Source organism: Enterococcus sp. DIV0170 (assembly GCF_051710765.1).
GTDB classification, from domain to species: Bacteria; Bacillota; Bacilli; order Lactobacillales; family Enterococcaceae; genus Enterococcus_A; species Enterococcus_A raffinosus.
On the sequence record NZ_JBIOLG010000001.1, the window covers coordinates 2,402,079 to 2,428,232 of the forward strand.

Here is a 26,154-nt window from a genome sequence, read left to right on the forward strand (position 1 = left end):
AATTATATTTCCTCCTCAAAAATTTCCTTTAATTCTATATCTGGTTTTTCAATTATTAAATTCAGAATTTCTGAATATGTGTCAATAAAATCTTTAACCTCTTCTTCTTTAAATAGAGCTCTGGCATAATTAAAGTCCAAATTTTGTCCCCAAACAAACAAGGTTAGATCACTGAATGCTTCTTTTTGAATCTGTTTATTCATTTCGCTGATGCTTTCAAACAAATTCGACTGCTTCAAAGCCGCACCTTTAAATCCCTGAATACCAAAGTATAAAATATTACCATTTAATTGAAGATTATTTTCTTTCAACATCTTTTCAAATGGAATATCTTGATTATTTTGTGCAGAAACTACTTTCTCATTCAATCTATCTACAAACGATTTAAAAGTTTCATCTCTTCTAATCTTCATTTGCAATAACAATTGATTAACAAACAAGCCAATTAATTTGTCGATCCCAGGAATATTTCTATTTAATGTTGGAATTACAACGGCAACATGATCTTGGTTGCTTTTTTTGGATATCATCAAATAGAAAATGCTTAAGAGCACATTGTGCATTGTATATTCGTTTTCTTTTAGGAAATTTTTGAGCTTATTATATTTAGCATCCTCAATATGATAGTAAATATCAGCACCTTCATCCGTGTTTCCTTCTTGCTTATTATCTTGTGATAGATGAATACCTTCAAAGTCGACTAGCTCATTTTTCCAATAGTTTAATTGTCCAAGCTTCTTATCACTATTCAAAAACTCATATTGACATCTTGAGAAGTCCTTATATTGGTATGGAAGTTCTTGTAACTTCTCTTCATTATAAAGTGCTTCAATTTCTTTCAAGAATAATGAAGTGGACCATCCATCAAATGCTACATGATCAATAACACACGTAAATTCATTATCATAAATATTTACTTTTATAGGTATTTCTTTTCTCAAGTCAAACACATGATTTAAATAGTTCTCAGAATCAATCTTTTTTGTCGTAACATTCAATTTTTCATTATCAACCGTTTGAAAACCTTCAAATATCTTTGTTCGAAGAATTTCATGTCTATTTACAACTGCAATTACAGCTTCTGCAAGACGTTCTTCCTCTACATTTTTCTTGATTTTGAAACGGATCTTGATGTTACTATATGAATTACTTCTTATATGTTGATACATATATTGAGCATAAGAAAGTTTTTGATCTTTTTCTTCCAAAAATACCTGTTTAGTTACAACTAATTTATTGCTCTCATTAGCTTTTATATCAGGATTTAGCTCAATTAAATGAGCAATTTTTTCTATTGTTTTAGCCTCAAATATTTGCCTAATACTCAATCTATATCCGAAGTTTGATTCAATAATACTTATAAGCTTAATAAGTTTGATTGAATCTCCACCTATATTAAAGAAACTCTCTAATATTGAGGTAGAATCCGTATTTAACTCCAATATTTCACATACTATTGCCAAAACACCTTTTTCAATGATATTCCGTGGTTTGACAAATTCAGTACGGTTATCGTAAGTTATCTTAGGAAGCGCCCTTCTATCAATTTTCCCGTTAATTGTCAATGGAAACTCCTTAACATATTGATACCCAGCAGGCATCATATAATCTGTTAAATATTGAGATATTATGGCTTCAATAACAGTACGTTCAATCTCTACATCTGATTTATAATATACGCCCAAATATTTATTGTCTGTCTCCCCTAGAGCTAATGCTAACACTTGTTTTATCCCAGGTACTCGTAGCATTGCCGATTCAATTTCTCCTAACTCTATACGAAAACCACGAATTTTCACTTGAAAATCATTTCTACCTATTAACTCAAAATCTTTATTCAATAATCTTCTAACAATATCACCAGTTTTATAAAGTCGAGAATATTCAACAGTTCCTGCATAATTATATGGATTATCAACAAAGTTTTTTTCAGTTAGTTCTGATTGACCATAGTATCCTTTGGATAATTGTGGACCACCAACATATAATTCTCCAATCGCCCCATCAGGAACTAAGCGCATATTATCGTCTAAAATAAAGTGAGCATAATTTGGAAATGGTTGTCCAATATTCGAATAATTATTCTCAATTTTTTTCATAGAAGTCCATACAGTACCTTCTGTTGGCCCGTATATATTAATCAAGTTAATATTTCTGAAGCGATTTGCAAATGAATCGTTCATTTTTTCTCCACCGACTAAAATAGTGGTCAAGTTAGTATCTAGAATTCTTCGATCGTTGTTTTGGAATAGATAACTTATCTTTCCAGGAGTAGATTGTAGTATAGTTATTCTGTGTTTTTCCATAAATTCAGGGAATTCTTCGGGAGACCCTACAAAAAGATTAATCGGTTTTCCTCTTAATAGTTGGCCGAACACTTCAGTTCCAAAGATATCAAAGACATATTCAGCAATTCCACCAAATTCAATGTCATGTGTACCAGTTTTTTTAATCGCAGCCAGAATATTTCCTAAATAGCAAATGAAATTACGATGTTCTACCATTACACCTTTTGGTCGTCCCGTCGTTCCAGATGTAAATATAATGTAAGCTAAATTCTCTGGGTTAATTACTAAATTTAAGTTAGATTCATCTTTTGAAAACTTACTATCCATGAAATCTTCATCGATAGTCAAGCTAGCTCCTACTTGCTCTTGAATATAAGAAATTCTCTCACTAGGAAAAGTAGGGGACATCGGTACATAAACTCCACCAGCCTTTAGTACTCCTAAAATCGCGATTATCATTTTTTCAGATTTACGTAAAAGTAATGGAATTCTATCTCCTATATTAATATGATACTTTTCTACTAACGTACGCGCTACCCGATTTGATTCCCTATTCAATTTATCAAAAGTAATTTCAATATCTTCAAATTTGAGAGCGATATTTTCTGGTATTGATTGAGCTTGTTTTTCAAATAGCTCGACAATCGTATGATTGGGATAATTTTCTTGACCAAATTCTGGAATCGCCTGAACATACTTAAATGTTTCCTTATTTTGCGTTATCTGCTTAATTAAGTACTTCATAAAATCAAATAAGCGATGAATTGTACAACTATCGAATAGCTCTGCTGCGTATTTAATACGTATGTTTAGTTCATTAGCAATTTCATTCACTACAATAGTTATAGGGTAGTCTAATTTCTCTAATCCGTCAGATTTAGCAATTTTTAAACGGTTAGGACTTAAAGCAGAATTAGGTATTGGATAATTCTCAAAGATAAATACCGTATCGAATAAGCGATCCCCATTACTTTGTAATTCTGCGAGATTTACATTATTATGAATGATATTTTCATGATTCAAATTCTGTAAATCTTTTAACTCTGAGATAATCGTTTTACCCTGATGTCTGAATTGAACTGGAAGAGTCCTGATAAATAAACCAACACTATCTTCTATGCCGTCAATCGGAATGTTTCTCCCTGCATTCACTACTCCTACTGTTGTGTCTTTTATTCCTCCATACACACTTAAAACTTTATGCCATACATACTGAATAATTATATTCACAGTTATACTTTGTTTTTTTGAGAATTCGACTAAATCACTGAACTCTTTTCTGGTTAATTTGAAAATTTGATCTTCAGGATGAAGAATTCGATCGTAAGTTTCAATTTTTGTACTTCTCATTTTTTCTTTAAATAATCCAGTTAAGTCAGGATGTGAAACTTCTTTAAGCGTGTTGTTCCAATATTCATTATTTTGGTTTTTGGTGTCTTCCAAATATCTTTGAGAATTAATGTAAGCTTTATCCTCAATTATTGTGAAAGGTTCATCTTTTATAAGAGAATAATAGGCGTCATGAACAAAATTTATTAGTGTAGGATTAGACCAACCATCCAAAATAGCATGGTGATTTGTCAATATGCACGCATAATGATTGTCTTTAATTTTGACTAAACGAATTCTAAAGAGATTCCCCTCTGACAAATTAAATGGAATATCCCTTTCAAATTCAGCTACTTCAGTTACAGACTTATTCTCAATGTATTCAAAATCTACAACACCTTTTTTAAATATCACCTGCAAAATTTCATCATAATCAGAATTCAAAGATAAGCGTAAACTTGGATATTTTTTTTGTGCTAAAATCCAAGCTTTTTTATATGCTTCCACATTAATTTTATGTTCATATTCAAAGATGAATGAACATATATATGCATCATCATTAGTCGTATTGTTTAAACTATGATAAACAAAACCTTTTTGTAAGGTATTAGCAGGTAAAATCGTTTCTAGTTCTACGTTTTTTTGTAGAGAATTAAGTTCATCTTGAGAAATGATCTGGTTTACATCTTCAATTGTCAAGTAAGTTCTAGGTGTTTTATCAAGCATCGTGACTAGTAACTCAAGTTCATTCTTGTATTGCTGAGAAATTTGATCAATGTTCTCAATAAAACCACTAAATTCCATGTTTAGAACTTTATTAAATATCACTCCGTTGATACTCAAAACCTCTTTAAAAGAAACATCAGTAGATTTTCCTAAATCAGCTTGAACAATCGACCATTCCTTTGTTTCACTTGAACCAATCTGTCCTAGATAATTAAACATCACCTTTGGTAGTTCCTGAGAATGAATTCCTTTTTTTGCCCCATACTCTAGTCCATAATTTACTTCTCTATTAAATGTTTTAGTTTCTAATAAGTTCGTTGATATTAATTGTGGATAGATTGTTGTAAACCATCCGACAGTTCGTTGAGTATTGATATTGCTTTTTATTTCAGCACGACCATGAGATTCTAATTTGATACTTGTCAGTTCACTACCGTGAACTCTTTTTAACGTTCTTGCTAAGACTGTTAAAAGAACATCATTAATGCTTGTATTGTATACTTGATTTACTTTATTAAGTAACTTAGCTGTTAGCACAGTATCAAATTTTATAGAAAATTTTTGATAATCATTTCCCAGTTTATATTCCTGCGCTACATTTGTTTCATTCAAATTCGATACAGTATTTTTACCAAGTGAATGAACTATATCACTCCATTGGCGATAACTAGTCTGCTTATTAGGAAGTGTTCTACCTTCATATAATTCCTTTAGATCATTTGTAAGTATTTGCCATGAGACACTGTCCATAACTAAATGATGGAATATCATAATTAATATATTTTCATCTGCTTTAATTGCGAAGCGATACAATTTTCTTGCTAGTTTAAAACTGTTTTGCAATTCATTTATTTCGTCTACATTTTGAACGTACTTTAATTCAACTTCGTCAACAGCATCTGCATACTCTTGAATGCCATTTTTGAAAGTTAATCTTAATGCATCATGATAATTAACTAGTTGTGTCAAAGATATTTTCAATCTATTTATATCTACATCATGAGGAAGTTTTATTGCGAACGCTTGGTTGAAGTATGATGAATTGTACTCATCAAAAAACCACTTTTGAATTGGTAACATATTCACTTCGCCAGTTAAAATTCCCTGTTCACTGAGAATGTCAATATTCTGTATTTCATTAATAACATGAGATATTTCTCTAATTGATTTTGATGCAAATATCTGCTTAATAGAAATTGTCTTATCCAGTTTTTGTTTGATACGATTACTCAATTGAATTGCTTTAATAGAGTCTCCACCCATACTAAAGAAATCAGATAAAACGCTAATTTCATTTGCATCACGTTCTAACAATTCTGAAAATATTTCTTGAACACAACTTTCAGTCGTATTTTCGGGTTTAATATACTCTTCAGTTTTTAACTGTGGACCTGGTAATGCTTTTCTATCCAGCTTTCCATTTATAGTTAGTGGAAATTCTTTTATATATATATAGCTTACTGGAACCATATAATCAGGAAGTTTTTCTTTTAAAGTTATTTTCAATTTTTCAATAGGCAACTTTTTTGTTCCTGTATAATAAGCTACCAATTGATCCTTAATTTTTAAAACGACTGCTTGCTGGATATTTTTAATCTCTAATATTCTCTTTTCAATTTCGGAAAGTTCAATTCGCAATCCATGAATCTTAACCTGAAAATCATTTCTCCCTAAGTATTCGATTTCCTTCGAGTGAAGTATACGAACAAGATCCCCTGTTTTATAAATACGACCTACTTCAGGATGGATTATAAATCTTTCTTTTGTTAAGTCAGGTTGATTAATATAACCTTTTGCTAATTGTATCCCACCCAAAGCTAGTTCCCCAATAGCACCTTCGGGCAGAAGTTGGTTCTTATGATTCAAAACATAACAATTTGTATTTGGGACCGGATTTCCAATCAAAACCTTTTCTAAATTTGCCTTATTACAATCAAATGCAGTAACATCAATGCTTGCTTCAGTCGGTCCGTATAAATTATAAATTTTCGTTCTAGGAAGCAGTCGGTTAAATCGCCTAACACTGTTAACATTTAAAGCTTCTCCTGAACAAAAAACATATTTCAACGATGTGACATCTAATTGATTTGACGCATCATCACTGTAAGATTCTAAAGTATCTAGGAAAACATCCAACATACTTGGAACAAAATGCATTACAGTAATTTGTTTTTTCTGAATTTCTTTCGATAAATATAATGGATCCTTGTGTCCATTTTCCATAGAAAAAACAATGCTTGCTCCCACTAATAATGCCCATACTTGCTCCCAAACAGATACATCAAATACATAGTTTGTTTTCTGATATATTTTATCAGTATCCTCGATTGGATAATAATCATTCATCCATTGAACACGATTAATTAAACCTGAATGTTCAATCATAACTCCTTTTGGATTTCCTGTTGTTCCAGACGTAAATATGATGTATGCCAAATCATTCAATTTGGGTTTATTTTTTATAGGATTTTCATTTCCTTTAGAGAATCCTTCAAATGATTGATCGACAATGATTGGACTTGCAATCTGATTAATAATGTATTTTTTTCTTTCTTCGGGAAAATCTGGAGATATAGGTACATATGAACATCCCGCTTTTAGTATTCCCCAGATTGCAATCGCCATTTTTTCACTTCGTTCTAGTAAAATGGGAATCTTATCTCCATAATCTACACCATTCGCTAATAAGTAGTTCCCAAACTGATTAGTCAACTTATCAAATTCGTAATAAGTCAATTTTGTATTTTGATATTCAACAGCAATATGATTTGGAGTTTTAGCAACTTGCTCCTCAAATAAATCAACGACTGTTTTAGTTGGATAGTCGGTTAAATCGCCTATTAGTCCAGCACTGTTTAATTGAATTTTTTCTACTTCCTGAAACTCATTCTTAATAACAAGCTTAATTAATTCAACATAATAGTTAATCATCGACTGGATTGTGTCAGCATTGTAAATATCCGTACAGTAATTAAAGTTAATGAGTCCATTTTCAATAATTACTGATAAATCATATTTGGCATAATTTAATTCTAAATGTTTATTACATCCAGTAAATATTTCGTTATTCACTAATTGATCTGGTGCAAAATCTTGAACACTAAATAATACCTGAAAAATTGGGTTTCTAGATGTGTCTTGGTGAACCTCCAATACTCTCACAATTTGTTCAAAAGGAATGTCTTGGTTATTTTGAGCATTTACTACAGTTTTATTATTTTGTATAAAAATATCTTTAAATGTATATTTGCTTCCTATTTTTGTTCTGATTGGAAGTGTATTGATAAAGAAACCTATCAAATCTTCTGTACCTTTTGTATGTCTATTTGCGAAAGGTGTTCCAACAACAATATCTTGTTGATAGCTGAACTGAGCTAATGTGACATCTAAAATACTTAACATTACTGTGTACAAACTTATCTCATATTTTTGGGCTAATTGTTTTAGTGCTTCTTGCCACTCCATTTTGAATTCCACATTAATATCTTTACCATTATAAGAGAATTCTTTGGGTCTTTCTAAATCGGATGGAAGATTAAGCGGCTCATAGTCTTTTAGATTTTTCTCCCAATAACTCTCTTGCATATTAAGCTTTTGATCATTGAAATTCTCTCTTTGCCAAATTGAATAGTCCTTATATTGATTTTGTAAAGGATTTAGTTTAATTCCTTTGTAAAGATCATTTAATTCATTCAGCAATATTTCTGTGGACCAACCATCAAATGCAATATGATGAATACTAATCATGAGCTGATGATTATAGATATTAACTCTTATTGGTAGTTCTTTAGATAAATCAAAAGATTTCTCTACAAAATCTTTTGCATCTATGGCTTCCCGGGTCACTTCAACTCCATATGATTGAATAACTTGAGCTCCGTCAATAATTAGAGTACGAAGAATTTCATGTCTATTTACAATTTCTTTGATTGCGACTTCTATTTTTTCCAAAGAAATTTCTGATGATAAATCAAGAATTAATGGAATATTATATGCCTTTAAATTATTTTCAAATTGATCAATAAACCAAATTCTTTCTTGCGCATATGATAACTCATAACTCTCTCCATCAATTATATTACTTACAAGTTGTGGTGTTCTCTTTTCTAAATTAGCCATATTTTTAATATTTCTTGCCTGAAGAATTTGTTTTACTTGAAGATCAATTTTATTAGACAGTTTTATGGCAAGAATAGAATTACCACCCAATTTGTAAAAATCATCAGTTATAGAAACTTTTTCTAGCTTCAAAAGTTCACAAAATACTTCTGCGATCTCTACTTCTCTTCTAGTATGAGGAACAATAAACTCTCTTTCTTTAAGTTTAGGTTTAGGTAATTTCTGGATATCAATTTTTCCATTAATTGTTGTTGGAATTTCAGACAATTTGACATATTGATTAGGAATCATATAGGATGGCAAAATTTCGTCCAAAGCTTCATTTAATTCCCCAGTATAATATGCGATGATATTATTATTGTTAACTATTGCTACACACTGCTTAATAGATTTTTGCTCAAGCATGCGCGCTTCAATCTCACCTAATTCAATTCTAAATCCTCGGACTTTAACTTGAGAATCATTTCGTCCAATATACAATAAGTCCCCAGAATCGACCCTCTTTACAATGTCTCCAGTCTTATAAATCCTTCCAAATTCAGGATGATCTAAAAATGAATTCTTGGTTTTCTCGGTATCTCCAATGTAGCCTCTTGCCAGTCCAGCACCACCAATGTAAAGTTCTCCAATAGCATTATTAGGTAGTTCTCTTAAATGAGAATCTAAGACAAATGTCAGTACATTTGACAAAGCCGTTCCAATATTTCGTGGATCCATTTCTTTTTTATAAAACTTTACAGTCGCACAAACAGTTACTTCAGTTGGCCCATATGCATTAATTATCGTTGTGCCATTCATACGATAAGCTTCAAATATTTCCTTAGGTGTGGTTTCTCCAGCTACAATAAGTGTTTTTAGTGGCAGTACATCCTCCGAGTTTAATATTGACGGAGGTAATGTAGCCATATCTATATTATTTCTACCTATCACTTTTTTTAATAATTGAAAGTCTTTCCGGGTATCTTGGTTAAGAAGATACGTTGTAGCTCCCACTAGAAGAGTGTAAAACAATTCAAATACAGAAGCATCGAACACAAAATCAGCAAAGTGAACAGCAGTAGTCTTACTATTGATATTGTATAGTTCAATTTGGTTATAAATTGTATTTACTACACCCTTATGTTCAACCATAACCCCTTTAGGTAGACCAGTGGTTCCGGAAGTGAAAATAATATAAGCTAAGTTTGAGTTATTGGTTTCTATTTCAGGATTACCTGTATCTTCAGAACTAACTAAAAAATCTTCATCAATAATAAACGGCGCTTTTATCTTATCTAAAATATAATCAATCCGTGATTGAGGATATTCAGTACTAAGGGGTACATAACAAGCACCGGCTTTTAATATTCCCAAAATAGCAATTACATATTTCTCAGATCTCTCCATAAGAATCGGAATTCTTGTTTCATGGGAAATTGATTGAGTGTCTAATAATGTATGCGCGAATTTATTAGATTCCTTATTCAATTGATCATAAGTTATTCTTTTATTATTGTAGACGATTGCTAAATTGTCAGGGTGACTAGCAGCCACTTTTTCAAATAGCTGATGAACCGTATCATTTGGATAATTTTTCTTTGTTTCACGTATAGTATCTATTTCAAATACTAAATCAGAAATTGATTCATCCGATTTAGCAACCATTTGATTCAAAATGGTTTCATAGGTTTTAGCGATCCCATTAATTGTTTCTTTTTTAAATAGACTAGTTGCATAGGTAAATTCAATTTGATCTTTTCTGTGCATTACTGAAAGATCAAACTTAGTACTCCCCAGACTTAAATTATCATTAACTGATTGGTATAAGTTCCTAGAATCTATTAAATCAACATTATCTTGAAATCCAAACATAATTTGGAAAATTGGATTTCTTGATAAGTCAGACTCTATTTCAAGTGCTTGTACTATACTTTCAAAGGGAATATCTTGAAATTCCTGAGCTTCTGTAATTTGTTTAGTATTTTGTCGAATTAACTTTCCTATAGACATATCAGGATTAATTTCACTTCTCAGTACCAACGTGTTTACAAAAAAACCAATTAAATCTTTCGTTCCTTTTATATGTCTATTGGCAATTGGTGTTCCTAGAACAATATCTTTCTGATTACTATAAGTTGAAAGTAAAATCATGAATGCAGTTAATGTGACAGTGAACAAACTAGTCTTATAATTTTTAGCAAGATCCTCCAATTCGCTCATTAATCCTGATCGCAATTTATATACTAATTCTTGTCCTTTATAATCAAATTCTGTTGGTCTACTATAATCTGTTGGAAAGTCTAGAGCTTCGTATCCAGATAACTTATCAACCCAGTAGCTCTTCTGTTCTTTTAAATAATCTTCGTTTTGAAATGTTCTTTGCCATCTTGCATAATCTTTATATTGTATCTCTAGTTCAGGTAACTCTTGTTCATAATAATAGGCAGTAACTTCGTTCAAAAATATATTTGTAGACCATCCATCAAATGCTATATGATGAACATTTATTGATAGTTCATTTAAATATATATTTATCTTTATAGGGATTTCTTTTGATATATCAAATCGATAAGCAAAGTATTTAGAATTTTCGATCTGATTATGTGTAATTTCAATATCAACATCTAACACTTTCTGATGGTCATTACTAATTATAGTCCTTAAAATTTCGTGACGATTTATGACCTTCCTTATCGACCACTCTAACTTTTCTATATCTACATTGGGAGCTAATGTGACCACAATAGGAATATTGTAAGCTTGGGATCCGTCTTCCAGTTGATCAATATAGAAGAGTCTTTCTTGAGCATATGATAGTACTTGATCAGTCTCTTCATCAAATAATTGTTTTCTAGCTTCAAGTTGTTTACTGTGTACCTTTGCGAGCTTTCTTATAGTTTTTTGCTCGAAGATATCCTTTACTTGAACGTTTATTAGACTGGATAATTCAATTGCCGCAATTGAATTACCTCCAATACGGAAAAAATCTGCGTCAATAGAGATTTTAGATAAGCCCAAAACTTTGCATACCGATTTAGTTATTTCATTTTCACGTTCTGTTTTCGGCGAGACGTATTCTTCCTCATAACTCATTTTAGGTAATTTTCGTATATCCGTTTTACCATTTATAGTTAATGGAATGTCTTCAATGCGCATATATGCAATTGGAATCATATATTCTGGAAGATACCTTCCTAAATACTGAATAATTTCTTGTGTAGCTATATCTTCTTCTGACGTAAAGTAGGCAATTAAGTTCTCTCGATCTATGGTTATGGCTACTCGATCAATCTCATCTATTTCTAGTAACCTTTTTTCCACTTCTGATAATTCAATTCTGAATCCACGAACTTTAACTTGTTGATCCTTTCTTCCAAAATATTCATAAGAACCATCTTCTAATCGACGCACTAAATCACCGGTATCGTAAATTATTCCTTCTCCAAAAGGATTAGCAATATATCGTTTTTTTGTTTCCTCTAATTGATTTATATATCCACGTGTTACCTGATTCCCCCCGATAAATAAATTTCCTACCGCTCCTATTGGAAGAATCTGTCTATCATCATCCAGCACCAATGGATAAACCCCACCAATTGGGATTCCAATTGTAGAATCACTCACATCATTATTAACAAAACTTAAAATGGTAGTTTCTGTTGGTCCATAACAGTTATTAATTTGAATATTTGTATTTTTATATTTCTCAATTACTTCTTGAGTGATTGCTTCACCACCACAATGAATATACTTCATTGTGGGAACGACGCTAAGATCAATTTTTCCTGCCAAAGATGGTGTCATCCCAATAGAATTAACTTTATATCGCTTTAATATCTCTATAAGCTTATCTACCTCATAGATTAACGATGTATCTAACATAACTACACTTTCGCCCATAGTAAATGGTCGAATTAGGTCATGAATTGATGCATCAAAAACATATTCGAAGAAAGCTCCATTCACATTTCCTGGTTCCATACCCGAATTAGGCATTTTTTTTATTTCGTTTACAAAGTTACTTAGATTCTTATGTTCAACCATTACACCTTTAGGATTTCCTGTAGTACCAGATGTAAAAATAATATAGGCTAAACTATTTTCATCTATTAAAACATTGGGACGACTAGTATCATTAGGAATTTTTTCTCTCATAAATTGATCATCAATAACTAGTTTTGAATTACAGCTACTTAAAATATATTCAATTCGCTCATTAGGGTATTTGAAACTTATTGGAACATACGCTGCCCCTGTTTTTAAAACAGCTAAAATTGCAATAATCATTTTTTCAGTTCTACTTAGAATTAATGGGATTTTATCTTCACTTTGTATCCCATATTTTTTGATTAAGTGATTCGCCAGTTTATTAACTTCGTCATCTAACTCCGAATAGGTAAGTGTAAGATTATCAAATTTTAAAGCTATATCTTTAGGATGCTTATCAACCTCCTTTTGGATCAAATCGATAACATTCACATGCTTTTGAGTATTTTCAAATTTTAAAATCTCTTCCTTATCCTTATCAGATAAAACAGCTAATTTTGATAGCATTTCTTGAGGACTTTTGATAAAACTTTCCATTATTACTAGTAAATTTCTACATAATCTGTCAATTGTCCTGTCTTTAAATAAAGATTCATTGTAGTTTACAAATAGTTCCATTGAACTCCCAGAATCCTCAATTTCAAAAGTTAGTTTAAATTTTGGAGCAGTTGTTTTGTGTGAGTTTCTTTTGGCTTTTCCAGCAAAATAATCTTTGAATCTAGTATCTTGATAAACAAACATACAATCAAAAAAGGGATTCATTCCATCATTTGTAGCATTCAAATCTTTAACAATATTTTCAAATTGATAATTTTGATTCACAAGAACAGACATTATATTTTCATTCATCGTGTTCAAAAATTGTTTTGTACTCTGATGATTATCTATATTTATTCTGATAGGTATAGTGTTTACAAACATGCCTAGCATATTCTCTGTTTTTTCATGAACCCTACCGTTTGAAACTGTCCCGACTATGAAATCTTTTGAATTGTACATTTTAGATAATAAAATACTGATAGAAGAAAACATAAAAGCATAATCACTTACTTTATTATCCTTGGAATATTGTCTAATTTCAGTTAATAAGTCATTGTCAAAAATTATTTTTTTGGTTTTACCTTTAGCAAGTATATTCTTTTTATATTTGAAATCAGTTACTATTTCTAATCTGTGATAATCCTTTAAATAATCAGACCACCACTTTTTTTCTTCATGTAAATCTAATTGATTAATCCAATTACTATAGTCTTTATATTGATACTTATTGACTTCCAATATCTTTCCGCTATATAGTTGTCCTAATTCTCTATAAAAAATTTCTTCGCTCGTTCCATCTGTAATAATATGATGTTTATCAATAAATAGTACATCATTATTCTCTTCGTGAACTAAACGAACATGCATTGTACAACCTTTTTCTAAATCAAAAGGTTCAATTAAGGATAAAAGATCACGCGATTCCGATATTATTTTGAAATCTACTATTCCATCACTAAGGATTTCTTGAACATATTTTCCTTGCTTATTATAAAATTTTGTACGTAATGATTCGTGATTACTTACCAATTGTTTAATGCAATCATGTAGTAAATCTGCATCAACTCTTTCAGAAAAATCAAGAACGGTTTGTTCGTTATAATCTGTGCTATGCTTATCTAACTCATAAATAACAAACATTCTTTTTTGTGCAGGACTCATCTCACACACCGAACGGCGAGATAGTTTCGTAAAATTTTCCTCTTTGTTCATATTTTGAGCATTAAGAGTACTTGCCAATTCTTGAATGGATTTTGCTTTTAAGATATCTTTTATAGCAAGTCTTTTATTAGTTTTTTTCATCACTAAATTAGATAATTTAATTGCTTGTAATGATGTTCCTCCTAGCTCAAAAAAGTTTTCCAAAATGCTAACAGAGGAAACATCCAATACTTTTTCAATCAATTTAATTAACAATTTTTCAGTTTTATTTTTTGGTGCAATTAATTCTTTTCTGGTTATATCGATTTGAGGTAATTTCTTTCTATCAAGTTTACCATTATCATTTAAAGGCAATTTATCTAGACGTTTATAAATATGTGGACGCATGTATTCCGCCAAGCTCTTATCCACAGTCATTTTAATTAAATCTACGTCCAGATCGGTTTCGCATACATAATAAGCAACAATAAACTGATCTTTATGGCCGATAACCACGGAATTTTTTACTCCAGGCACACTATTAATTTGCGCTTCAATTTCCGCTGGTTCTGTTCTAATTCCATTAATATTTAATTGAAAATCATTACGTCCAACAAACTCATATTCATTATTAGGAAGTTTTTTAACTAGATCACCAGTTTTACACAATCTACCTTCTCCAAATGGATTCTCAATAAAATTTCTTTTGGTTTCTTCAAGTAAATTTAAATATCCTTCTGATAGTTGATTACCTGCAACACAAATTTCTCCAATTTCACCAATATTTACTTGGTGAAGATCCTCATCAAGTATATAAGCATGCATATTTTCTAATGTTTCACCGATATTATTTATATCCTCAATGGAATGGATTATTTTTGCTGTTGTCGAATGAAATTCTGATTGTCCATAGACATTGACAAGTTTCACTCCATTTTTGACTGCGCTTTCAATTAAACTTAAAGGAATTTTTTCTCCCGCAACTGCAACAAGACGTAAATCGTCAAGTTTTGAAAAATCTAAACTATCCGCTAAAGAGGGTGTAGATTGAAAATAGTTGATTTTATTTTCAGATATATATTTTGTAAAGCTTTCAATATCCTCTAAACAATCAAGTTCAGAAATCGCTAACATGTGTCCATGAAAAAGCGCCGTATAAATTTGTGTAGTGGCTACAGAAAAGACATAGTTAACTAAAAAAAGCATATTCAAATCAGAACATTTATTAAGAGATAAGAAATCCGAGTATGCTTCAATATGATTAAATACGCTCTCATGAGTATGTATCACACCTTTGGGATTCCCTGTTGTTCCAGAAGTGTAAACAATATATGCTTTATCTTTTGAAGATATAAAGTTATTTAGATTAAATTTATATTGTTTAAACTTTTGACTCATTAATATATCATCAATAACCAGTTTTGCATTTGTTTGTTCTATTACGAAGTTAATTCTAGATTGAGGATACTGTTTTGATAATGCCGTATAAGCTGCCCCAGTTTTTAGTACTGCTAGCATTGCAACGATAATATTTTCATCTCTATCTAGTAATAATGGAACTATATCACCTTTTCCTATTCCTTTTTCTTTGATTAAATAGTTAGCCAAGGTATTGGCTTTCATGTTTAATTCTTCATAACTTAATAGTCTATTTCTAAACTTAATTGCAATTTTTTTTGGACTTCTATTAACTTGAGCTTCAAAAGCACTAACTATATTCTTAATCATTAAATACTCTCCTTTTCAAAAAAAAGAATCTGGACTACAAATAGCCCAGATTCATAAATATGATTTACATCAAGCCTACTAAGTGGAAGACAATACCTACCACGAATAGACCAAGGATGACAACGATTGGAGAAACTTTTTTCTTAAGCAACCACATACATAATAATGTTAACAATAAGCCAGAAAGTCCTGGAATCAATGAATTCAAGTTATCTTGCAAAGTAGTTACTTTTGAACTATCCAACGAAAGTCCATTTGCCTGTTGTGTTAAGGCTTCTTTGATACCTTGAGCACCAGCAGGTAATTTATCCCATTCAATGTAGGCACCTTTATCTAATTTTACAGTAGATACGACCGGCGCCCAGCTGATGGATACCCATCTATTAACTAAGGAACCTAGAATGAACATCCCTAGAATGGATGCACCTTTTGTAATATCTTGTAAAAGGCCACCAGATAAGTCATCAGTGATACGAGAACCAGCTTTGTAACCAAATTCCTGAGTATACCACATGAATGCCATACGGATAATATTCCAACCAACAAAGTAAATGATTGGTCCAAGAATGTTTCCGCTGATTGCTAGAGAAGCGGCTAACGCACCTAAGATAGGTTTAACAGTGAACCAGAACACTGGATCCCCGATACCTGCCAAAGGTCCCATCATACCAACTTTAACCCCTTGAATCGTTACATCATCAACTGGCGCTCCATTTGCACGTTCTTCTTCAAGCGCTAAGGTTACCCCGATGATTGGTGAAGCAACATATGGGTGAGTGTTGAAGAATTCTAAGTGACGCGTTAAAGCAGCGGCACGATCTTCTTTTGTTTTATATAATCTTTTGATCGCTGGGATCATTGAGAATGCCCAACCACCATTTTGCATACGTTCATAGTTCCAAGAACCTTGAATGAAGGTTGAACGCAACCAAACAGAAATACGATCTTTTTTTGTTAATTTAACTTGTTCTGCCATTTTCGTGTTCTCCTCCTTCTTAGTAGTTATCGATGATATCGCCTAATGGGTCACCAGTATTTGAATTGCCTCCGTTACCTGAACCGCCTTGTTTAGAAAGAGCCAAGTAAATTAAAGCAAGAGCTACACCGATAGCACCAAGACCGATAAGAGTGATTTCAGAAATTGTTGCTAGTACAAAACCAATTGCAAAGAATGGCCATACTTCACGAGTAGCCATCATGTTGATAACCATTGCATAACCAACGGCAACAACCATACCACCACCGATTGCTAAGCCGTCTGTTAACCATGCAGGCATAGATTCAAGCAATCCACGTACAGGACCTTCACCAACAGCTAAGATCAACGCAGCAGGAATGGCAATACGAACACCTTGCATAGCAATTGCAATAATGTGCCATAATTCAACCATACGAATGTTTCCATCTTTTGCAGCAGCATCCATTAAATGTACAAATGCAGTCGCGATAGTACGACAAATGATTGTTAATAGTAAACCAGCTACAGCTAGAGGAACAGCGATTGCGATAGCTGAAGAAACTCCAGCGCGACCTTGTCCACCTAATACTAAAATAATTGCAGATGCGATAGATGCCAATGCAGCATCCGGCGCTACAGCTGCACCGATATTTGCCCAACCTAATGCGATCATTTGTAATGTACCACCCAAGATTACGCATGGTACTAAGTTACCTGTTACCAAGCCGATTAACGTACATGCAATAACTGGTTGATGGAAATGGAATTCATCCAAGATACCTTCCATACCAGCTAAGAATGCTACGATAACGACTAAAATCATTTGAACAATATTTAATTCCATGATTATTAATCCTCCGTTTTCTTCTGATAATTTGGACTATTCTTACTTATTAAGCTCGTCTTGAGCTTTCTTAAGGATTTCATCCATGTTGCCTTTTGAATCATTTGGCACTTTACGTACATCAAACGTAATACCTTTAGCTTTTAGTTTATTGAATGTATCAATGTCATCTTGACTAAATGCTAACACTTTATTTGGTTGTACTTTACCAGGTGAATGAGCCATTGACCCCACATTGATTTCTTTCAAATCAACGCCACCCTCAACTGCTCTTAGTGCATCTTGTGGGTTTTCAAAAAGAAGTAATGCTTTTTGTCCACCAAAATGTTTGTCATCTTTTGCAAGTTCAATCATTTTATTCACTGGAACCACGTGTGCTTTAACACCTGGAGGAGCAGCTTGTTGGATCAATTTCTTACGTAGATCGTCTTTTGCAACATCATCAGAAACAACAATAATACGAGTTGGTCCAGTTGTCTTTGTCCAAGCAGTAGCTACTTGTCCATGTAACAATCGAGAATCGATACGAGCTAATACATATGAGAATTTACCTGGTGCTCCAGCATTAGATGCTTGTGTTGCCGCTGCAGCAGGAGCTGCTTCTGCAGGTTCAAGTTCTTCAGGACGAACTCTAACTCCTTCTTTAGCCGTACCTAAAATGTGTGCAGCAATTTCATGTGCAGTTTCCATCGAGAAACGAGAAGCATATGCTTCAATCAACATTGGTAAGTTCATACCAGCAACGATTGCCCACTTGTCTTTGTGTTCTTCAAACAAACTATTCGCTTGGTTGAAAGGAGTTCCACCCCAAAGATCGACTAAGAACAATACTTCGTCTTGGTTTTCGAAAGAGGCGATTGCTTCTTCCATTTTTGCCTTAACATCATCAGGTCCTTCGCTTGGCATCAAAGTTACAGCTTTGACATTCTCTTGTTCTCCAAAGATCATTCCTCCGGATTGCAAGATACCATTAGCGAATTCACCATGACTGGCAATGATAATTCCTACCATCTTCATACCTCCTATTAGTATTGTTACAGCTCAAAAATATAAATAAGTTCTAAAAACCTGTAACCAAAATTAATTTACTGCAGCATCTTTTCTTTTTTGACCAATTGCATCAGATCCGTTTTTCGGTCTGTCGGTACTTGTCGGATTTCTAATTCCACTCCGGCGTTTGCCAACTTCACAAAACTTTGAACATCGTCATCATTCATAGAAATAAAATTCGTGATCATTTTTTTGCCTTCGCAAAATCGCATACCACCAATATTGACCGTTTTCAAATCAACACCTGCCTCAACGACCTCTACCACATCTTGCGGGGAAGCAAACAATAGCATGATTTTCATTCCATCAAACAATTGATCTTGATACACTTCAATCAGTTTCCTTTTTGTGACGACATTGGACTTGATTCCCGGCGGTGCGGCTTGCTTCAGGAGGAACTTACGCAACTCATCGTTCGCAACTTCATCGCTAACTACTAAGATGCGTTCGATCCCTGTCGCTTTAGACCAAACTGTCGCTACCTGACCGTGAATCAAACGATCATCGATACGAGTGAGTCGAATATCCATTACCATCCCACCACCTCCTGCTACTACAAGGCTCAGATGCTAAAAGACTTGTGCTACATTTTCTTGAGTACACTAACACACAGGCACTCACTTATAATAAAGCAAGTACCGTGCCAAAATACACTAGCAAGAAATTCTTTAGTTATCGCTTTTTATAACGATACACAAAAAGGGATACAGTATACTGTATCCCTTTTTGTGTATTATTTATACTCTAATTTCTTCATTGTTCTTAAGCAATTGATAAATATAATAGCGTTCAGAAGTCGGGATTGTAATACGGAGTTGACTCTCCAATTCATTTAACCCGCGATTCATCACTACGTTATCCGTTACATTTTGATACATTCGCTTAGACTCGTCATCTACTTTCAACGGCTGCTGCAAGATTCCTCGTTCGATTGTTCCCGCCATATGCATCACAAAGTTGACCATTAATGCGTAATCCGATGAATCTCCGCTACTATCAATGACTGTTTGGGCTAATCGCCACAATGGGTCAATCAATTTATAAGGATTGATAAACGTGTAGCTTTCTTCCATAAATTTGGTACACAATTCTCTTGCTTTGGTTTCATCTAAAATGACTTCTTCCTGTTCTGACAAATCATTCTCTAGTAACAACTCATCAAGAATTTGATCCGCCTTTTGATTGATGAATTTTTCCATTGGAATATACGGTGCTCCAACTTTAGGGTCCATAATTCCCGTCGTTGCTAAAATTTTGAACTTTTCCTTGAATGCTGGGACCTTCGATTTAATATCTGCTACGGACAAGGTTAGCACTTCAATGTGTTTTAAGTTGCGTTGCTTCAAGGGACGTTCGATGATTTCTTTTAGTCGTTGAGCCGTTCCCTCTCCAGAAGCACAAATAGCTAAGATCGCTTGTTTCTCATGTGCTTCCTCTTTTTCCTGTGTAACGTGTCCATACCCGCGGAATCCTTGTAGTGACTCATACAATTCATCTACTCCTGAACCTAATACACTGGATTTCCGTGCAGCTTCAATTAATAACGGCGTCGTCACCATATCTAAGGTACATACTTCAATTCCTGTATCTTTTCGAATTTCTTCATTAAAAGTAGCAAGAGAGCCCATGTCAACCATGATCAATACACCACTGCCTTCATCAATCTGCGTAACTGCTTCCCGCATTTTCTCATAGGCAACTCGCGGATGCATATCCAATGGCATGTCCACAGAGATAATGTTGGAGACATCTAATAGCTCACGAACAACTTGAGCCATAGAAGTCGCCGTACTATTTCCATGAGCAGCTACGACTACACCGATTTTACCAGCGGACTGATCTTCCCTTAAGGAAACCAGTAGCACTGTTAAATAATAGTCTTCACTGCCTGGAATGACTACTTGAAATTCTTGTTCGACCAATTGACGAATCTCTTGAGCGACAGCAAATTCTGTTGGATAGTCCTTCGCCATTTCCCGTATGTTAGCGTTGGTCTCCCGAGTTTCTCCTACATGAATTTTTTTCAAGAAAGAAGAAATGTGGAGACTCATCGCATAGATAAAGTTTTGTTGAAAATGCGTTTCTAGGCGTTCGCTTACTAGAACCGCGATTTTATTACTTACATCTATAACATGCTTATCGACAAATTCGGTTAAACGAGTTTCTGTATCAAAGGTAAAGCCATGATCTTTATAAAATGATTTCAAATGAACATTAATGTCGGTTGAAATAAAATGATTGATGGTTTCCTGATCTAGCCCCTCTGTCTTTAGTAATGCGGCTTTATCCCCAATAATATCGTATAAATTATAAGGTAGTTCGTAGGTATCGGTTTTGATCAATTCATCAATCTCATTCGGAGTGACTATCATCTCTGGTTCAAGATAAGGCGATACATCTGTCGTCTTCATTCGATCCGCGGAAAGCTGAACTAACCCAGCTTTTATTCCTTCGGTCAGATCATTCAGCGTGATGTGAATCTCTTCTTGCATCATGTGATTCATAAAACCACGAGCACAGATCAGCTGCACGTTAGATTTCAATTGTCCGACGTTCCCATAAGAAACGCTTCCAAGTAAAGCTTTAACAACATCTTCGGTTAAAGTGATTTTTCGTTGGATCCGATTGGCTTCCATTGCCACCATTACTCGGACCAAATCCAATTGCTCCGCAGCAGGACGACTGCTAAAGGCCGGCATTTGAATATTGATCGGGATTCGGCGCACAAATGTATCTAATAAAGCTGAATGGGGATCTTCCGTAGTTGCACCCACGATCCGGACATTGGCAAAACGATTTTTTCCAGTCTCACCTAAACGGCTGTAGGTTCCATGATCCATAAAATAGAAGATCATTTCTTGCCCTTCCGGTGGCAAGCGGTGAATTTCATCTAAAAACAGCATTCCGCCATCAGCCTGCTGGATCAATCCTTCTTTTTCAGTATCCGCACCAGTAAAGGCTCCTTTTTCATAACCAAACAGATGACTCATTAATAATTCCGGGTTATTGGCATAGTCCGCACAGTTAAACACAATAAGTTCGCGATCCTCTTCAACCACACCTTCAGTTTGCGCAAATTGAAACATCGCGTGAGCGAAAAACGTCTTACCAGAGCCAGTTGGGCCGGTAATTAAACAGTTCAATCCGCGAGGTGGGTATAAGATCGCAGCTTTGGCCTGCTCAACGGCATTGCGCATACTTCCCGTTGAACCAATGATCTGAGTGAATACATTTCCCTTATTCTGATTCAAAATCTTTTTTTCCGGTGGTTCTACCACAGTATTTTTTACTTTAGGCGCTTCGGTGTCAAACGACGTTTCCATTGATTGGGTCGAAACAAAATAGCGGACGGGCCTTCCTTCACTTTTACTTAATTGGCCTTCCTTCACAAGAAGATTCAAATCCTTACTGGCATTTGTTCGTTGAATATCCAATGAATCTGCAACATCCTTCGTCGTTACATTTGCATTTTCTGAAACAAAGCGATAAATGCGGTCAATTCGTCGTTCCATATAGTCACCTACTTTATTAGTGTATTCCCTATAATCAATCATCTATAGTTTTTCTTAAAATGTCAAACATTTCGCTGTAAAATAATACACTATATTTTTTAAAAATGAAAGTTTTTGGGAATTTCTCCGGTTTTAGGCTAGCTTTTCTTAATGATTTTTATAATTTCTTAGGATTTCTTTCTATCCTGACCTTACTGGAAAAATTTTTCTTCTATTATATAAAGGAATTTCTTTTATTTTTTTCCAGATGGAAAAAGAAACATGAGCATAACACCAATTCGCCAAAAAACTGTATTTTTTATCCTCCGACAATTTTTTCCATTATTCCTATTAAAAAAAGCCTCATCTCACATAGAGACAAGACTTTACATATTTTTTTACTGTTAACTTTTCCAAAACGATTTCGAAAACAAAAGTAAAATCGGAAAAATCTCTAATCTACCTGCCAGCATAGCAAATGACAAGGTCCATTTTGACAAATCCGATAGGAAACCAAAATTTCCAGTCGGACCAATCGCTTTAAACCCAGGCCCCACATTGTTTATACAAGTCGCCACTGCAGAAAAAGTTGTTTGAAAATCCATATTTTCCAGCGAAAGAAGTAAGAACGACGCGACAAAAACTAGTAGATACAGTACCAAGTAGGCATGGATATTCCCGATCGTTTTAGGCGCGATTGCTTCACCGCCATATTCCAAGGTTACGACACTTCTTGAATGGATAATCTTTTTAAGTTCCTGCAACGCATTCTTAACAAGAATTTGGATCCGCGAAACCTTTATCCCGCCACCGGTTGATCCGGCACAGGCACCAATGAACATCAGCAATAGCAAAATGATCTGAGAAAACATTGGCCACATATCATAATTTGTCGTGGTAAAGCCCGTAGTCGTAATAATTGAAGCGACCTGAAACACTGCGTATCGAAACGCCGATAGCATCGAAGGATATTGTGAGGCAATATTTATCGTGATCAAAAGTGTCGATCCTGCGATAATAGCCAAATACCCACGTAATTCTTCACTCTTCAATACCGGTGCAATTTTTCCAATCAAAAAGAAATAAATCAAATTGAAATTGATCCCAAATAGGATCATAAAGACCGTAATAACTCCCTCGATATAAGGACTGCTATACAAAGCAATCCCAGCATCATCCATCGAGAAGCCACCGGTCCCAGCCGTAGCAAACGCATTTAAGAGACTATCAAATAGCGGCATTCCACCAAGGAGCAACAAGATCACCTGAACAAGCGTCAGTACCGCGTAAATAACATACAGAATTCGCGCCGTGACATGAACCTTTGATACTAATTTACCAACTACCGGTCCAGGCATTTCCGCTTTTAGTATATGCATCGTTCTCCCTGAAGCGATCGGAATAAAAGCCACAGTAAAAACGAGAATCCCCATTCCCCCGATCCAGTGGGTAAAGCTTCGCCAAAACAAACTGGCTCGACTCAACCCGTCTAACGAGGACAGAATAGAAGAACCCGTGGTTGTAAACCCTGAGACAGTTTCAAAAAATGCATCGGTAAACGAGGGGATTTCTCCTGTTAACAGAAAAGGTAGCGAACCAAAAAAAGAAAGAATCACCCAGCTGATCCCTACAATGAAAAAGCCATCCTTCGCATAGATGTTGCGATGCTTAGGCTTTTTGCGACTTAATAACGTACCGATTAAAAGAACGAAAACAGAGACACTAAGATAGGAAAGCGTGGCTTTGTCTTGATAGATCAATGAGACAAGTACTGGTAACAGAAGAAGAATTCCTTCCACCTGAAGTAATTTACCAATTGTAAAAAGAATCATTTTTTTATTCATCGTTTTCTCCTGTTAACTCCTCACCAGATCATTCAAGCAGCAAATTCTGCGATCTGTCGTAATAATGACGAGATGGTCCTTCAATCGGATTTCAGTATCTCCCTTAGGAATCACAAACCCGCGTTCTCGAGAAATTGCAGCGATCAACACATTATTCTTCAAATTCACTTCAGAAACCTTCTTATTCAAGAAGCTAGTATGCGGTGTAACAACAAACTCTAAAGCTTCAATATCGTCATTCACTAAACGATGCAGGGTCCTAACACTGCTGTCATCGTCCTTATTATTCTTCGCTCGCACGAAACGCAGAATATGTCCTGCAATAATATTCTTAGGTGAGATCACACTATCAATATCCAGTTGATTCAACACATTGAGGAAATTGGTTCTTGTCACCTTCGCGACTGTTTTCTTTGCCTTCATCTGTTTTCCATACAAAGAAATCACGATATTTTCTTCGTCCAAACCAGTTAATGCGATCAAAGCATCAATGGATTCAATGCCTTCCTCCAACAACACTTCTTCTTCGCTGCCGTCCGACTCAATAATAGTCGCTTCCGGTAATTTCTGCGAAAGCTCTAGACAGCGTTTAGGATTGTTCTCAATGATCTTCACATGAATTCCGTGCTCTGCTAGTTGGCGCGCCAAATAAAAGGCAATTCGTCCACCGCCTACGATAATGATTCGTTTTGTCTTTTGCTCAAATAAATTAATATCGTGGCAAAAGCGAACCAGATCACGGTGCTGCCCCATCACATGAATGCGATCCCCCGTTTTAGGAACGAAATTTCCATCTGGAATGATTAACTCTTCTTTACGTCTAACAGCGCAAATCAAAACATTGGTCTTAGAGACCTTATACAAACGATTCAATGGCACATCAATCAAGCGTGCATTTTCCTTAAGTCGGAATTCAGCTAATTCAATTTTTCCACTTACAAAAGTATCCACCTTAAAGGCAGAAGGAAATAATAAGATCCGTCGAATCTCGTTTGCCGCCTCCAGTTCAGGATTAATAATCATCGTCAACCCTAGCTGATCTCGCATAAAGGAGCGTTGTTTTAGATACTCCGGATTCCGTACACGAGCGATAGAATTTTGAGCCCCCATCTTTTTCGCCATCAGACAAGCCAAGATATTCAACTCATCCGATTCAGTTACAGCGATAATGATATCCGCTTCATTTACGCCTGCCTCCATCAAAATATCGAAGGTAGCGCCATTTCCAACAATGCCCAGCGCATCATATTGATTCACAATCGCTTCAACTTTTTCTGCGTGCAAATCGATGACGACCACATCATAATCGTAGTCCTCATCAGATAAATGCTGTGTCAGCGCCTTGCCGACCTTCCCAGCACCTAAAATAATAATTTTCATTCTATCCTCCAGCTAAAAAATGGTATTATAACTACCATTCTAGCCGTTTCCATAACAGAAAACAACGGACATTCAGAAAAAGAATATCCCTAATTTAAGTAAAATTAATAAACATTCGAATACTAATTCTTTGATTGCTTCTCTACTAGAAAAAAAGCTTTTTAAAGGTAGCTTTTCACCTTAAAAAAGCACACAATAAAACACCTGAGACCGCATTTTAGTCTCAGGTGTTAGTCTGTTTCTACATAATTGCTGTAATAAAAGTGATAGCCCCCAGAAAAACGCCGGGCACATTTGCAATAATAATCGGATAATCCTTTTTCTTTTGCATAGATGCATAAATGACCCAAAAAATACAGTTGACCATTGCCACCATCGGCTGAATCGGATTTCCTTTGTTTCCAGCTAAATTGTTCATGATTTGGGGAATATACGAAACATACATCAGCACTGATAGCACTGAAGCGATTCGCCCAAAAATTAATACCGTATGATCCTTTTTACTCACAAAAAACACCTCAAACTTCTTTCAATACTAAAATAGTACCGTAAGTTAAGAAAAGAAGCGAAAAGAAAGTCCTAACCCTGTGAATATTTCTACAATTGCAGTTTTCCAACAATATAAAAAATCTGACAAACTACCTTTAAAACACATTAGTTGCAAAATTTCATAGCTGCTAGTCCCTATTAG

The 26,154-nt window shown here is 34.3% G+C and carries 9 protein-coding genes; all 9 read right to left on the reverse strand.

What is annotated here, in order from left to right:
- Nucleotides 1-2: 2 nt before the first annotated feature.
- The 9 genes from IGI50_RS11640 to IGI50_RS11680 all read right to left on the reverse strand — a co-directional run bounded on the left by IGI50_RS11640 (nucleotide 3) and on the right by IGI50_RS11680 (nucleotide 25,971).
- Nucleotides 3-15,896 (reverse strand): amino acid adenylation domain-containing protein, encoded by a 15,894-nt coding sequence (locus tag IGI50_RS11640; protein ID WP_438777024.1) that lies wholly within the window; start codon nucleotides 15,894-15,896, stop codon nucleotides 3-5.
- Between the two features lie 64 nt (nucleotides 15,897-15,960).
- A complete protein-coding gene (locus tag IGI50_RS11645) occupies nucleotides 15,961-16,872 on the reverse strand; it encodes a PTS system mannose/fructose/sorbose family transporter subunit IID (protein WP_438777025.1) in 912 nt (303 codons plus the stop codon).
- 19 nt (nucleotides 16,873-16,891) lie between these two features.
- Nucleotides 16,892-17,698, reverse strand: coding sequence for a PTS mannose/fructose/sorbose transporter subunit IIC (locus IGI50_RS11650; protein WP_438777026.1), 807 nt, complete (start codon nucleotides 17,696-17,698; stop codon nucleotides 16,892-16,894).
- A 42-nt stretch (nucleotides 17,699-17,740) separates the two neighbouring features.
- Nucleotides 17,741-18,709, reverse strand: a complete 969-nt coding sequence (locus IGI50_RS11655) for a mannose/fructose/sorbose PTS transporter subunit IIA (protein ID WP_438777027.1) — start codon at nucleotides 18,707-18,709, stop codon at nucleotides 17,741-17,743.
- Nucleotides 18,710-18,783: 74 nt separating this feature from the next.
- Nucleotides 18,784-19,284, reverse strand: coding sequence for a PTS system mannose/fructose/N-acetylgalactosamine-transporter subunit IIB (locus tag IGI50_RS11660; RefSeq protein WP_438777028.1), 501 nt, complete (start codon nucleotides 19,282-19,284; stop codon nucleotides 18,784-18,786).
- Between the two features lie 201 nt (nucleotides 19,285-19,485).
- Entirely contained in the window at nucleotides 19,486-22,260 is a 2,775-nt protein-coding gene (locus tag IGI50_RS11665) for a sigma-54-dependent transcriptional regulator (RefSeq protein WP_438777029.1), read from the reverse strand.
- A 383-nt stretch (nucleotides 22,261-22,643) separates the two neighbouring features.
- Nucleotides 22,644-24,083, reverse strand: coding sequence for a TrkH family potassium uptake protein (locus IGI50_RS11670; protein WP_010745711.1), 1,440 nt, complete (start codon nucleotides 24,081-24,083; stop codon nucleotides 22,644-22,646).
- Between the two features lie 12 nt (nucleotides 24,084-24,095).
- Nucleotides 24,096-25,463: a Trk system potassium transporter TrkA gene (trkA, locus tag IGI50_RS11675; protein ID WP_010745710.1), complete on the reverse strand. Its 1,368-nt coding sequence runs from the start codon at nucleotides 25,461-25,463 to the stop codon at nucleotides 24,096-24,098.
- A 241-nt stretch (nucleotides 25,464-25,704) separates the two neighbouring features.
- Entirely contained in the window at nucleotides 25,705-25,971 is a 267-nt protein-coding gene (locus IGI50_RS11680; protein WP_438777030.1) for a SemiSWEET family transporter, read from the reverse strand.
- Nucleotides 25,972-26,154: the final 183 nt, after the last annotated feature.

What these genes read in the sequence shown, in the direction of transcription:
- IGI50_RS11640 (WP_438777024.1), bottom strand. Translation starts at nt 15,896, where the DNA reads ATGATTAAGAATATAGTTAGTGCTTTTGAAGCTCAAGTTAATAGAAGT.
- IGI50_RS11645 (WP_438777025.1), bottom strand. Translation starts at nt 16,872, where the DNA reads ATGGCAGAACAAGTTAAATTAACAAAAAAAGATCGTATTTCTGTTTGG.
- IGI50_RS11650 (WP_438777026.1), bottom strand. Translation starts at nt 17,698, where the DNA reads ATGGAATTAAATATTGTTCAAATGATTTTAGTCGTTATCGTAGCATTC.
- IGI50_RS11655 (WP_438777027.1), bottom strand. Translation starts at nt 18,709, where the DNA reads ATGGTAGGAATTATCATTGCCAGTCATGGTGAATTCGCTAATGGTATC.
- IGI50_RS11660 (WP_438777028.1), bottom strand. Translation starts at nt 19,284, where the DNA reads ATGGTAATGGATATTCGACTCACTCGTATCGATGATCGTTTGATTCAC.
- IGI50_RS11665 (WP_438777029.1), bottom strand. Translation starts at nt 22,260, where the DNA reads ATGGAACGACGAATTGACCGCATTTATCGCTTTGTTTCAGAAAATGCA.
- IGI50_RS11670 (WP_010745711.1), bottom strand. Translation starts at nt 24,083, where the DNA reads ATGAATAAAAAAATGATTCTTTTTACAATTGGTAAATTACTTCAGGTG.
- trkA (WP_010745710.1), bottom strand. Translation starts at nt 25,463, where the DNA reads ATGAAAATTATTATTTTAGGTGCTGGGAAGGTCGGCAAGGCGCTGACA.